This is a genomic window from Spirochaetales bacterium, assembly GCA_016930085.1.
In the GTDB taxonomy this organism is placed as follows: domain Bacteria; phylum Spirochaetota; class Spirochaetia; order SZUA-6; family JAFGRV01; genus JAFGHO01.
In genome coordinates this window covers 1-13,310 of the sequence record JAFGHO010000011.1, presented here as the reverse complement: position 1 = coordinate 13,310, position 13,310 = coordinate 1, and the positions used below count along the sequence as shown (strand labels likewise).

Below are 13,310 nucleotides of genomic sequence, written 5' to 3'. Positions count from 1 at the left end.
TATACTTTTAAGTGTTCGTATACTTTTAAGTGGCGGAAAGCACCATCATTTTTTTCCGGTGACGAAAGGTACCTGTCTATGAAACAAAAAAACAAGGTAGAAGAAATAATTCGGGCGATCGATAAACAAAAAGGAGAAAAAGAACAGGAAGAACGTATTACCAAGGAATATCTGATCATCGATTGCCAGACCAGGCTGATCGGCATACAGATAGAATATTTGCGTGAAGTACTGGATTTAAAGGACGATAACGAGATATCGCCCATTCCCTTTACTCCCTCCTATATTCTGGGAATCATCAATGTCCGTGGAGAAATCATCCCCGTTCTCGCCCTTTCCGAACTCCTTCACATCGACGAACGGGAACTCAACCTCATGAAGATCGTCGTTATCGAAAACCAGTTTAAAATCTCGTTTCCCATTAAAAACATCGTGGATATGAGGGCGGTCGATGTCAAAGATATCAGGACAATCAAGGATGTGACCGCCAAAAAAGAAGATCAATTCATTTCGGATGAGTTCGATTATCACGGTACGGTGGTCAGCATCATGGATATACCGAAACTTTTTTTATCACACTATATATTATAAAAGATTATGGCGGAAAGTATCGAGATTTTACGATTAAAGATCGCAGACAGATATATCGGATGTTCGCTTGATGAAGTCGAGAAGGTGATCACCGATGTCACCGGATTGTCTTCGGATAAAAAAGGTCCCCGGAAAAAACAACGGAACATATACAGGCTCGGAGACATCCTCCGTATACCCGGTGAAGTAGAGTACAGTTCACTCATCGTACTCGGCAGCGACCCCCCGGTCGATCATATGTTTATCGCGATCCCCCCGGTCACCGATGTCGTTGAGGTTCCCGTTTCACACATATCGGTCGTTCCCGATTATATAAGGCGCAAACAAAAACCCTTTGTCGTATGGGGATTTGTCGTTGTGCAGAAGACAACGGTCATGCTTGTCACCTTTTCCCATTTCACTCATGCCATGATAAAGGACGGATAATATGAGTTTCGATCCCCAGATTGTCGAAATTTTCAAGAAGGCCGCGGCAAAGTGCGTCACCCAGGTGAACAACCTCCTTCTTGAAGCTGAAAAAGAAGGCGGCGGCAGCGAAATATATAAAGCCATAAAGGGCGAGGTACATACCCTCAAGGGAGACGCGAGGATGCTCGGGTTTGAAAGCATCAGTGTAGCCGCCCACAAGCTGGAAGATCTCTTCGGGCTGCTGGAAAAGGAAGAGGCGAAAGCGGACCCCGCGATGTTCAGTCGGGTATTCGATCTCCTCGATGCCATCGATAATGCTGTCGGAAAACTTCCGGACGAGCTGGTTTCGATCGATCTTTCCTCTTTTACACCCGGCGAAGGGTTTAAGGGAGAGGAGCAGGCAATAAACCCGCCGGTCGAAAAAAAAGAGACAAAAACTCCCGCGAAAAAGGATGAAAGCCTCACCGAATCCGATTCGAAAAAGGACAAAAAAGAGAAGAAAATCGAAATCCTCAATATAAACATGAAAAAAATCGACAGTCTGATCGGGATAAGCAGCGCATTCCCGCGATATTCGAACAGGTTTTTATATATCCTCGACAAACTGCAGGGAATAAGAAAAGATATCGCGGCGGAAAATCCGGATCAAGACACGATAGGCGAAATTGACGCGATATTGAGGGATTTTTCTCACGAACTCGCCTTTTATGAACTTGCCGCCAAACAGTTTCAGGATAAAATCACCAAACTGAAACTCGTCCCCCTTTCTTCGATCTTCGATCTTTTTCCCCGGCTCGTAAGGGACGTGGCGGAGAATACCCATAAAAAGATCAACTTTATTATCGAGGGGCGGGACGTCGAACTGGATATCGGGGTCGTGGAAAAACTGAAATCGATCCTTATCCATATTCTTCGGAACGCGGTCGATCACGGCTGCGAACCGCCGGCCGAAAGGAAGAAGGCGGGGAAGCCGGAAAACGCCCGTATCGTTCTCAAGGCCTTCAACAAGGGCGACAATGTGGTCATTGAGATCGGAGACGACGGATACGGGCTGGATGTCGCGGCAATCAGGGAAAAGGCGGTCGAAAAAGGGCTTATCAACAAAGAAAAAGCCCCCGAACTTCCGGACGACCAGATAATTCCCTTCATTTTCGAATCCGGTTTTTCCACAAAGGATGTCGGGGTTTTTTCCGGCCGGGGCGTGGGGATGGACGTCGTCGCGACCACGGTCAAGGAGATGAACGGGGAAATAACGGTAAAAACCCTGAAAAACAAGGGGACGATCTTTTCCATTTCACTCCCCCTCATCAGCTCTTACATACCGGTTACGGTCTTTTCCCTCGGCAACAATCTGTACGCCCTCCCCTCGGCCTATATCAAATACGCGATACGGGTGAAAGAAAACGAGATGTTCGATACCGGGAAACAATGGAAGGTGATGAATATCGAGGATATGGAGATTTCGCTCATCGACCTGAGAGTGTTTTTCAATTTCGGGAACCCGGCGGACGATAAAAACAAGAATGTCATCATCGTCATCTATCAGGATGAGGTGACCGGATTTATCGTCAACGAGATTATTTTCGAGAAGAAAATGCTGATCCGTAAAGTTGCGGGAATGAAAGGAAAACTGGACACGATTATCGGGGCGGTGCTGTCGGGCAAGGAAAAAGCGATTCCCGTCCTGAATGTCCTCTCGCTCTTCAGGCTTCTCAAAAACGGGCAGGCGACGATAACGCGGATCAAAAAAGTGCACGATTATTCAAAGGACTTCGGTACGAAAAAGGTCCTGCTCGTTGAAAATTCCCTCGTCACCCGGAATCTCGAAAAGAAAATCCTCATCAAACACAATCTCATTATCCTCGAGGCCGGTAACGGGAAGGAAGCCGTTCAACTGCTCGAACAGGAAGAAATTAATATGGTCATCACGGATATAGAAATGCCGGTCATGAACGGCGTTGAATTGATCGCCTTCATGAAAGAAAACGACCGTTATAAAAAAATACCGATCGTCGTGATAAGCAGCTATAAAACCTACATCGACAAAGTCGGTTCGATGGGGGTGAATTATTTCATCGATAAAAGCGAGTTTTCGGAAGAATTATTGATGAATACCATTATAAAGGAAAATTTGTTATAATTCCGGCCTTTTATCCCATGCTGATATCGATCCTTGTTTCTTCCGGTGTATTTTCCGGTGTTTCTTCACCGATATTCCTGAAATCCTTGTCGAATTGCTTGATCGCCTTTTCGAGATCGCTGTTCAGCCGCACGATATCGGAAACCGCGATCGTGGTCTGTTTCGAGATCTCGGCCGACTGCCTCGAGTTCGTCGCCATCTGTTTCATGGCTTCGGATACCTGCTCCGAGCCCTTTTCCTGCTGTTTGATCGACAGATCGATCTTCTGCGTAAACGAATAATTGTCATTGATGATTTCGATAATGCCTTCCATCGTTTCGTTTACCCCTTTCGCGACGCTCCCGCTTTTGACCACTTTTTCCGATTCGATTTCACTGAAACTAATGATCGAATCGATGAAATTCTGTATTTCATTCGCTGCCTGTTCCACTTTTTTCGCGGATGATATCGTCTCTTTGGAAAGCTCCCGTATTTCCGCGGCGACGACGGAAAATCCCTTTCCCGCTTCACCCGCGCGGGAGGCTTCGATCGAGGCATTGATCGAAAGCATATTGGTCGCGTTTGCCACCTCCTTGATGATCTCGACCATTTCATTGATCAAGACCGACCGCTTGCCGAGTTCCTTGATGTTGACCGCGTTTTCCTTGCTGATCTTTCCGATTTCCTCGAGCTGGTCGACCGCCTCCATGAGCTGTTTTTTCCCAGATTCAAGCGATTTTACCGCCTCCCCGCTTGCCAGAACGAGCTCGCTCGCGTTCTTGGTAATCTGTTTCGCCGTTATGGAAAGCTCCTCCATGGTGGCGCTTACTTCGGTGATGCCGCTCGCGTTAATGTTCGCGCTGTTTGCCTGTTCCTGCGCCGCGGCCTGAATCTCCTTTGAGGTCGAGTTGAGGTTCATGATGATCGTCTGCATATTGTTCGACACGTTCTGAAGGTTGGAAAGCATGGTATTGAAGGTTTTTCCCAGTACCCCAATTTCATCCTTTTGTTTCACATCGACTTTTTTCAGTGACTTGATCTTGCCCGCCGATATTTCATTGAGCAGCACGATAACCGAATTGAGCTTTTTTCCGATCCTGTTCCCGAAAAGCGAGAAAATCGCGATGATGACGACACTCAACAGAATGATCTGAATGATCAGACCCAGAAGCTGGGTGTTCCTCGCCGAGACGATATGTTTATCGGTATAATAAATTTTCAGGGTCCCCAGCTTTTCACCGACATGCGAGATGGGGATCTCCCTTTCGAAAAAACTGTTCTCTAATATTTTATCCGTTTCCTCGTTTTTGACATATGTCCGGCTGAAGCCTTCCTTATCCGCGTATTTCCCTATCATCTCGTCTCCCTCGTTATATAAAACGGCCAGTATATTCGAGTTCAGCATCTGGACCTCCATCAGGGTCAGCACCTGATCCGTGTCGGATTCCCAGACCGGCTCGTCCATGATCTGCGGCAGGCTTTTAACCGCGATATCGGCCTCCGTTTTCATGGTCGCTTCCAGCTGGCTGATTGCATTGATAAAGGAAAAAAGCCCGAACACCGTCAACACGGATACCGTCAGGGCGATCTGTATGAGAATAATTTTGGTGGCTAATTTCATATTAATTCTCCGCTTTCACTCTATAATACTTCATAAAGAATTCTATAGAGATTTTAAAAAAAAGCAAGAAAACTCCGTTTTTTTTTTGGCCCTCACCGGGCGGCGGATATCTTTTCATTGTCGAAAGCCCTGTTCGGGAGAAACCATTACCGGATTTTTCACAATCCATTCATTTTAATTTGAATTTGAGACCGAAATTTATTAATCTATTAACGGGACGATCCTCAGGTCTTTTTCGAACAAAGACGTGAAGGAAGAATTTATCACCGGACAGAGAGGTATGTTATGAAAAAATTAACGATTATATTGATCCTGTGCGCCGCCGCATGTTCCCTTTCCGCGCAGCCATTGAGAATCGGCTATTATCAGTTTGAACCATATATCATCTTCCAGGGAAAAAACCAGATTCCCGGCGGGCCGATCGCCGAGTACTGGCAGGAGTACCTGATTCCCGCCTTGAAGACGAACGTCGAATGGATCGGTCCGCTGCCGTTGCTCCGGCTTCAGAAATATTTCGAAAACGGCGGCGTCGACGCCATTCTGGTTTTTCCCAAAGACGATTCACTCACCGGACGGTACCGTTATCCGCAGAGTCCCTTTATGATCGGAAGACCCGGACTCTCCTTCCTGAAGGATTACCCCATTACAGCCGTTACGAGAAAAAGCGATCTGTACGACATGGAGATAAGCTACGTCAAGGGCGGGTTTCTCCCCCCGTTCCTCGAAAGTGAGGCGATCATCATCGACTACACGACAAAGGAAAAATACCTCGCGACGAATCTGGACATACTGCTCAAAAAGCGGGTCGACGCGGTCTTCGCGCTCGATGTCGTCACCATCCTCTACGAAGCGGACAAACACGGCCGCGGCGATCAGATAAAAACATTCGTCCTTCCCACCGAATATATCGGCCTCTATACCGTTTTTTCCTCGTCTGAGCAGGGGCAGAAAATGCTCAGGCTGTATAATCCCGCGAACGACCGGTTATACCGGGAGGGGGTTTTCGAGACACTGACGGAAAAATATATCCCTGAAAATTACAGGAAGGCGGGACGATAATCAGGCAGCCATTTCAGACAGCCATTTCAGGCAACCATTGCCGAGGGCGTCCTGTTTTTGCAAAAACGACAACCTCCATCCTTAAAAAAAATGAGACACGGGTTAACGCGGATTCACACTTATTTTTTTAATCCGTGACAATCGGCGGCGATCCGTGTCTGTTTTGTTCTTTTTCCCAACCTCCGTCCCCGTCACAAAAAAAAAGACACGGGCCGGCATTATGACAGAATAAAACTTCTTTTTCATCCATGCCGGTCCGTGTACGACAATTGCCGGGACCGCCTTCTATACGGGAAACTCTCCCGGAATAACGCGCCCCGTTACGGCCGTGACTCCCGTTACCATTTCGGTTTCGGATACACCGGGTCCGCCGTTGCCTTGTTTTCCGGCCCGATCACCTCGAATATCCCGTTCTGCCACTGGCCGACCTCACCCGAGTGGCATTCCGTTGCAAGCAGGTGCTGGTCGTCGAACCACGTGGGACCCAGAACCGTGTCGAACTTCTCCGTCTCGAAGATGTCCCTGATCTTTTTCTGGTCGAGGGTTCCCGCCTTTTCGACCGCCTGCTTGAAAAACTGGAGGGAGGCGTAGTAGAGGTTGTGCCCCCACCAGTCGATGATGTCTTCGCCGTAGCGCGCGATGAGCTTGTCTGCGAGTTCCTTGTGACCGGGCGAGCTTTTCTCGTTCCAGGCGCCGAATGACATGACACCCTCGGCGGCCGGACCAAAGGCTTTCTGGAAGAAGGTAAAATTGCCTCCGGGACCGCATATAAAGGACTTCGGGTTGAATCCGAGCTGTATGCACTGGCCGACCGCAAGCAGATTTTCATCCGGGTACCCGAAACAGAGAAAGGCGTCCACGTTCGCAGCTTTCGCCTCATTGATGATGCCGGACATGTCCTTGATGCCCAAGGGAAAGCTTTTGACCAGGGCGACATTGATCCCCTTCAGGGCAAGCTGGGGAACCGCGACGCTCGAATACTCGATCCCGTGGTTGTTCGCCATAAAGGCGATCGCTGCGGATTTAACCCCGACGCGTTCATAAATTTCGGCAAGGACGGGAACCTGGTTGTGGTCGGAAAAACTGAGGGGGACGAAAAGGTACGGGAGACCGGCGATGATCTCCTTGATTTCCGTGGCGCCCCCTTCCGCCGCCAGGAGCAGATAGCCGTACTTGTTCGCGACCGGCGCCGCTTCGAAGAGCATTTCCGTGCCGGCCGGCCCCATGATGAAGTCGACCTTGTCTTCCACGATCAGCTTTTCGAGGTTTCTGACCATGATCTCCGGATTGCTCTCGTCATCGTAGATGATCGTTTCGATCGGGAGTTTCTTGCCGTACTCCTTGACATAGATTCCCCCGTCCGCGTTTACCTCGTCGACCCACATCCTGTAGATCGGACCCCAGGCCATCTGATCGTAGATCGCGAACGGGCCTTTGAGTGAGCGTGAAGCCCCGATCACGATCTTTGTTTTCTCCTCCTTTGACACACAGGCGGTAAACAAAAGCGCGATCGATACAATAAAAAAGACACAGCAGATAAAAAAACCGCTTCTTCTCATATATTCCTCTCCTTATTAATTAAAATATGTAACACTTCTCCCCCGACCGCTTTCCCGCGGCCGGCGTATGATATCGACAATCTTCTTTTCGACCCCTTCTCCCACCTCCTTTCAGCTTTGATTGCCCGTGCGTTTTCCATTCCCGAACGGCTTATATTGCGCTTCAGGTGTTCGACACCGTTTTCTTGCGTTTTTCTTTATTCAGATGGAAACACGGCCTCCTTTATATGAAAGTATATGAAATTATTTTTTTGATTCAAATCTTTGGTGTGATTTTTTATGTTTTTCCGGCAAATTCCTGATGTTTTTGCTTTTTTTTATACGCGGGCATGACCGTATGATTGAAAAATAACGGAAGCACGGATGGAAAACACTTAATGTTCCACCACAACGATATCGTCATTGTCGGCGGTCAGGTTTTCACCGCCCCCCCTTGTGACCAGAAAGGTGTTTTCGATTCCCACCATCCCCCTATCCGGGACGGCGATCTTGGGTTCGACGGCTATCATCATATGCTCGGCGAGCACCGCATCCGATTTCCCGTTAATGACCGGGTATTCGTCGATCGCCATCCCGATTCCGTGGCCGAGAAACGTGACGCGGTTCGATCCGTATCCCATAAAAACGTCTTCACACCCGGCGGGAATCACCACCTTTTCCATGATATCGGAATAAATATCGGAGACCTTCTTTCCCGGAACGAGCTGCCGCCTCGTCCTTTCCTGGATGTCGAGACACAGGCGGTGTTTTTCGAGGACCTCCTCCTCCGGCTCCCCGATCGAAAAAATCCTTGTCTTGTCCACATAATACTCGTCAAAAGGATAGCCGCAATCGATGTAGACGAGATCTCCCCCGCGAAGCCGCCGGTCGCTTCCCAGGTACGGACAGGCAGGAGATTTTCCCGCCACCCCGCCGGGTCCTTCGAAAGGAACGGGGGCCAGGGCGCTGGTCCCGAAACAGATATTGCCGAAAAGGATCTCGGAAACCGGAGAACTCAGGCGGGTTAAGCATTGACGGGAGCGAAGCGAGGATTCATGAAAGAGTTTCAGCCCCAATTCCCATTCGGTGATGCCCGGCACGAGCAGTTCCGGGATGAGGGAGGTGATTTCCACGCTTATCCCGGCCGCCTTTCGCATTTTGGCGATCTCGTAATCCGATTTTATCGAACGTATTTCCGAAAGGTCCCCGGAGGCATCGTAAAAGTCGATATCCGCCGCATATTTTACCAGACGCCGGTATTGCATGAGAACCATGGCCGGTTCGTTCAATCCGATTTTCGTCTTCCGGGTACGCTCCCTTGCGAGAAAGGGCGCGATATCGTCGAAGCGCCGGAAACCGATAATCTTCTCCAGGGGAGATTCCTGAACGGCCCTGTCGAGGTTTCTTCGAACGAACAATACCGGCTCGCCCGATTCAGGTACAAAAAGGACGCCGTTTTGAATCGTCGCGGCGAAATAGAACATACTGACGGGATCGAAAAGAAGAACGCCGGAACTCCCGATTGCGGCGCATTTTTCTTTGAGCCGCCCGATCCGGCGGTCGATTTCATCGCGCGGAACAAATGATTGTCTCATCGACTGCCTTTCATGGTGAATGTTGCCGCGTCGATCACGAAAAGATTCAACCGTATCCATTCAGAATTGGATGGGTCCGTAGTAGCCGCTTTCGTCACGTCCGTTCCGTTTACGGAGAACGACTTCCACCTCGACGCCGATAAACCGCCTTCCGAATCGTGTGTCCGCACGGGACTGGTACCGAAGGACATAACGGGGATCATCCCGCGAGATGATATGATCGACGCATGCATTGATGCCGTCCGGCGCGTAAAATGAATATGCCTTTCCCGCGGTCTCCTCGCAGAGAAAACGAAGATCTTCGTGGGGGTCTTCGTTTCCGAAATTGAGGATATAAAAACCGATATGATTGTTGTTCAGGTACTGAAGCAATTCCATGAGGGTGTAATCGGAATAGGGAAGGCCGGAGACGGCGCCTTGCGTCATAAAGATGACAGCCCGCTTGTACCTGCTCCCGAGCAGCCTGGTCGCGGCCATCCTCACCCCCGTATCGAACTTCCAGTCGGAAGAAAAGGCCCCGGCGGCAATCGAATCCATCTTCACGAGCCGGGTGGCCTCGCGGCCCGCTTCGAGTACGGCATTCAGTCCGGCCGAAACGATCGAAATACCCCCCGCTTTCCCGAGGCGGTCATATATCGAGTTTGCCGCTTTGACGAAATCATTTTTTGAGGTTTCAGCCTCCTTCGATTTTTCAAGAAGCAGCACGATCTCCGCCACCGGGACTTCCCGGACGCTTTGATACAGAAAAGCCTTTTCCATACCCACCGGTTTGTATGATTCGGTTATCACAAAATTTTCCTTTTTCAGGCCCACAACCGGATTACCGGCTCTGTCTTCGACGGCGACATCCAAAAACACTTCGGGGAAATTCTGCGACTCGATCCGTTCGATCTGTACGAAAATACCCTGGGAAAGGGCGGACATGGGAGTCAATGCCAGCACCTTGTTCGCGTTATGATCGACGGCAAAAACATCCGCGTTGGGATCCCGGCTTATATGAAGAAACCGTTCCGCCCGATCTCCGATCCCGCCGACCTCACTCCACTGCTCGTTCGGTATATCGAGTTTCACGATCCTCGTCGCTTCGGCAAACATCCGCGTGTCCGCGACAAAAAGCGTCTCCGCATCCGTGAAGAAGATGCCTTCCGGCCCTTTCAAGAAATTACGGCCGTATGAAGTGATAAGATTCCCACTTTCGTCAAAAACGAATATTTGTTTGAGGATGTTGTCGGCGACATAGACATTTTCCCCATTAATAGCGATGCCGGTCGGTCCTTTGAGTTCGGGGCCGCTTTCCTTTCCGGTCCCGATCGACAGAATGTAATTACCATCCTGATCGAATTTGACGGCCCGTTTGGTGCCGTAATCCGTCACATAGAGATACCCCTTCCCGTCCATGGCGAGAAACTGCGGGCCGAGCAGGTTCCCCTCCCCGATGCCTTTTTCTCCGATTATTTTCAGTTTCTCTCCTTCGAGGGTGCACTTCGCGATCCGTGACCCCTCATACTCACTCACGAAAAGAAATCCGTCGTCCGTCCTGAGTACATCGAAAGGATGATCGAATCCCTCGATCCCCCCCCTGAGGACATCGATAACGGTCCCGTTCGCGTCGATATGGACGATCTCGTTTGTTCCGAAGGCCACAATATAAAGCGTTCCGTCATCGAGCGGCCTCACCGACGTGGGCCGCCTGAAGGGGTAATAGCCGCTTGCCGCCGCATCGACAACCGTCGAAATAACGAGCGGCTCTTCCGGCAGGAGGTGGGCAAGAAGCCCGCGCCTCGCGCTTATCACCTGCACAATATTCTCTAAAAGCGCGCTTCCCTTCTCGAGATCGAGAATGGCGTTCCATTCGTTCAGCGCGGCGTTCTCGAATCCGGATTTATACAGGGTTCTTCCGAGCCAGATTCGCTCCGTCACATTGTTCGGCTTCAAACTCAATGCCTTTTCGAAATAAAAAACGGCCTGATTATAATAGCCGTTGTGGTATGCGCGGACGCCCCATTGAAAATTTTCTTCTGCATTGACGGCGGCCATATCGATTCCCTGGGAAAAGCCGGCGGCGCACAATGAAACGAAAGCGATAATGAGGATGGAGTGTTTAACCTTGACGACGCACAGGATCATACGGGTAAATAACGATTTCACATGTCCGAGTATATCAGAATCATGCAAACGTATCTACACTATGATTTTCTTCCGGCTCGATCTGGATATCCCCTTTCAGGCCCAGATAGAGAATCGATTTGATCATTTTTTCATCAATCACCGGATATTCATGTTCCTGCGGTACTGACTGGTTGTATAATTGTGGCAATTGCATCAAACCTTCAATTTTCATACTACTACCTTCTGTTTCATGTATCGACAGGCAAAGGAACATACTTTACAGGTTTTTTTGGCCGGGTCTTCCCGGAAACAGTCCGGTATTCCCGGCTTTTTTTTACCGGTTTATAATGAGGAGGTCACTATTTTGAGATGCCGGGATATTTCCTTGTTCTTTGGAAGAAGTTCGAGCGCCTTTCTCAAATACCCCTGCGCTTCGAACGGCCGTCCGATTTTAAAATGCGCCCATCCGAGAGAGTCCAGATACGATGGATTGTTCGGGCTGATATTCACCGCCTTCTTGCAGAGGTGCAGCGCTTTCTCTTTGTCGATTTCCTCTTCCGCGTAGATAAATCCCAGCGAGTTCAGGGCGTTCGGATATTCGGCGTCCAGAGACAGGGAGTGACGAAGGTTTTTTATACTTTCGTCCACTTTTCTCAGCAGATAGCAGATATGGCCCAGCGAGGCGTAAACCTGCCGCGAACGGACACCGCCCTCTATGGTTTTCAGAAACTCGAACTCCGCGAGCCGGAACCGCCTCGTTTTCGCGTAAATATACCCTAAAATCATCCTGCACTGGTACACATGAACGAAACTCCGGTGGGTGCTGACAATCTGCTCGAGATACATGAGGGCATCGTCATAGTGTTCGAGCTGGGTAAGCGTGAGTCCCATGAAATAGGCGAATTCGAGGTTTTCCGAGGCATCGATACCCGTCCCCCTGAATTCTTTGAGGGCAAGGTCATATCGTTTTGCCTCATAGAGCCGTTTTCCCCGTTCAAAGGTATAACTCATCCGTCTCCGCCTCCTTTCCAGAATTCCGTCATCCGGTACCTCTGAAGCGAACATCCGTTTCCGGGATGTATATCGACAGGTGAAATGGAAATCATTCCTTTTTTTACCGTATAATCATCGGACCATTTTTGTAACGGTGTCTCCGGTTCCCCCCCCATGAAAAAGCAGTAGAGCGCGTCATCCGGTCCGTTGAAGGTCTGGAGGACATCACGGTAATTACGTATCGACGGAAAGGTGATCGCGGCCTCCATGCCGTTCCCGGAAACGGCGGGAAAATTGATATTCAAAAAGTGATCATTCGACCATAAACGGCAAAACGTTTCGGCATTCCGGGAAATAAATCCGGCCGGCTCATCGTAACAGGCGGAGGCGTCCCTCGAACACAGGGACGCGGCGAGTGAGGGAATCCCCATGAGGGCACCCTGCCGGGCGCCGGCGACCGTTCCGGAATAAATGATATCCGTTCCGAGATTGGGACCGGCGTTGATGCCGGAAATCACGAGGTCGACCGGTTCCGTGATCAGGCCTTTTATCGCGACGAGGACGCAATCCGCAGGCGTCCCGTCACACATAAATGACCGCTCACCCTTCTTTCGAACGACGATGGGACCTCTGAGGGTGATTGAATGGGAGCAGGCACTCCGCTCGCAGGACGGGGCACAGATCCAGACCTCGTGATCCATCGAGAGCGCCGCCTTAAGGCTCATCAATCCCCGGCCGGCAATGCCGTCGTCGTTTGTCAACAATATTCGCATAATTTATCCCTCAAGAACACCTTCTTATAAATATCCATAGCTACGATTCGATCAGGCGGCGCCGCGACGCCTCAATCTAAAAAATCGCGCCTGCCGCGACATTCATACGGCATAAAAGATACCATTATAATCGAAACAAATCAACAGACACAGTACCGTATGGCGTTTTCCATACTTGACTCGATACGGATAAAATATTATTGTAGGGTCTACATTTCATAGAGAAAGGATAATGAATAGTTATGTCAAAAAATCACCGCGGCAAGGGAATCATTGAAAAATACAGACACGGAAGAGGGACATGCCCGATCTGCAAACGAACCGGCGTTAAAATCGTTTATGAAAGAGACGTTGAAAGTAAAAAAATGAATATCTGCAAGATATGCAATGTCGGCCTCACCAAAAAAGAAGAAGCAAAAAAAGCGAAACAGGCCGTTGAAGAGCCGAAAGCCGCAGCAAAGGTTGAAGTAAAAGCTGAAGTAAAAGCCGAACCGAAGGTTGAAG

General features: G+C 49.6%; 12 protein-coding genes. 5 read left to right on the top strand and 7 right to left on the bottom strand.

The features are described 5' to 3' along the window. Positions 1 to 78: 78 nt before the first annotated feature. The 3 genes from JW881_01515 to JW881_01505 are packed head-to-tail and all read left to right on the top strand — an operon-like array spanning position 79 to position 3,139. Complete coding sequence (locus JW881_01515; GenBank protein MBN1696165.1) at positions 79 to 591, top strand: chemotaxis protein CheW; 513 nt, start codon at positions 79 to 81, stop codon at positions 589 to 591. 6 nt (positions 592 to 597) lie between these two features. After that, positions 598 to 1,017: a hypothetical protein gene (locus tag JW881_01510; GenBank protein ID MBN1696164.1), complete on the top strand. Its 420-nt coding sequence runs from the start codon at positions 598 to 600 to the stop codon at positions 1,015 to 1,017. A gap of 1 nt (position 1,018) precedes the next feature. Further along, positions 1,019 to 3,139, top strand: coding sequence for a response regulator (locus tag JW881_01505; GenBank protein MBN1696163.1), 2,121 nt, complete (start codon positions 1,019 to 1,021; stop codon positions 3,137 to 3,139). A gap of 10 nt (positions 3,140 to 3,149) precedes the next feature. On the opposite strand, the gene JW881_01500 is transcribed toward JW881_01505, so the two are convergent. Beyond that, entirely contained in the window at positions 3,150 to 4,739 is a 1,590-nt protein-coding gene (locus tag JW881_01500) for a methyl-accepting chemotaxis protein (GenBank protein MBN1696162.1), read from the bottom strand. A 285-nt stretch (positions 4,740 to 5,024) separates the two neighbouring features. On the opposite strand from JW881_01500, the gene JW881_01495 reads away from it, so the two are divergent. Then, complete coding sequence (locus tag JW881_01495; protein ID MBN1696161.1) at positions 5,025 to 5,798, top strand: hypothetical protein; 774 nt, start codon at positions 5,025 to 5,027, stop codon at positions 5,796 to 5,798. 338 nt (positions 5,799 to 6,136) lie between these two features. Here the strand turns inward: JW881_01495 and JW881_01490 are convergent, their stop codons facing one another. The 6 genes from JW881_01490 to surE form a co-directional block, all read right to left on the bottom strand. Further along, the gene (locus JW881_01490; protein MBN1696160.1) at positions 6,137 to 7,357 is read right to left on the bottom strand and encodes an amino acid ABC transporter substrate-binding protein; all 1,221 of its coding nucleotides are present in this window, start codon (positions 7,355 to 7,357) and stop codon (positions 6,137 to 6,139) included. Positions 7,358 to 7,731: 374 nt separating this feature from the next. Beyond that, positions 7,732 to 8,931: an aminopeptidase P family protein gene (locus JW881_01485; protein MBN1696159.1), complete on the bottom strand. Its 1,200-nt coding sequence runs from the start codon at positions 8,929 to 8,931 to the stop codon at positions 7,732 to 7,734. Between the two features lie 60 nt (positions 8,932 to 8,991). Beyond that, positions 8,992 to 11,106, bottom strand: a complete 2,115-nt coding sequence (locus JW881_01480) for a tetratricopeptide repeat protein (GenBank protein MBN1696158.1) — start codon at positions 11,104 to 11,106, stop codon at positions 8,992 to 8,994. After that, positions 11,099 to 11,272 (bottom strand): hypothetical protein, encoded by a 174-nt coding sequence (locus JW881_01475; protein ID MBN1696157.1) that lies wholly within the window; start codon positions 11,270 to 11,272, stop codon positions 11,099 to 11,101. Before JW881_01475 ends, JW881_01480 begins: the two co-directional genes overlap by 8 nt. Positions 11,273 to 11,382: 110 nt before the next feature. Continuing rightward, the gene (locus tag JW881_01470; protein MBN1696156.1) at positions 11,383 to 12,051 is read right to left on the bottom strand and encodes a tetratricopeptide repeat protein; all 669 of its coding nucleotides are present in this window, start codon (positions 12,049 to 12,051) and stop codon (positions 11,383 to 11,385) included. Further along, complete coding sequence (surE, locus tag JW881_01465; GenBank protein ID MBN1696155.1) at positions 12,048 to 12,806, bottom strand: 5'/3'-nucleotidase SurE; 759 nt, start codon at positions 12,804 to 12,806, stop codon at positions 12,048 to 12,050. The genes JW881_01470 and surE overlap by 4 nt, the downstream gene beginning before the upstream one ends. A gap of 242 nt (positions 12,807 to 13,048) precedes the next feature. Here surE and JW881_01460 point away from each other — a divergent pair. Further along, positions 13,049 to 13,310: hypothetical protein (locus tag JW881_01460; protein MBN1696154.1), on the top strand; the 262-nt coding region annotated here is incomplete at its 3' end.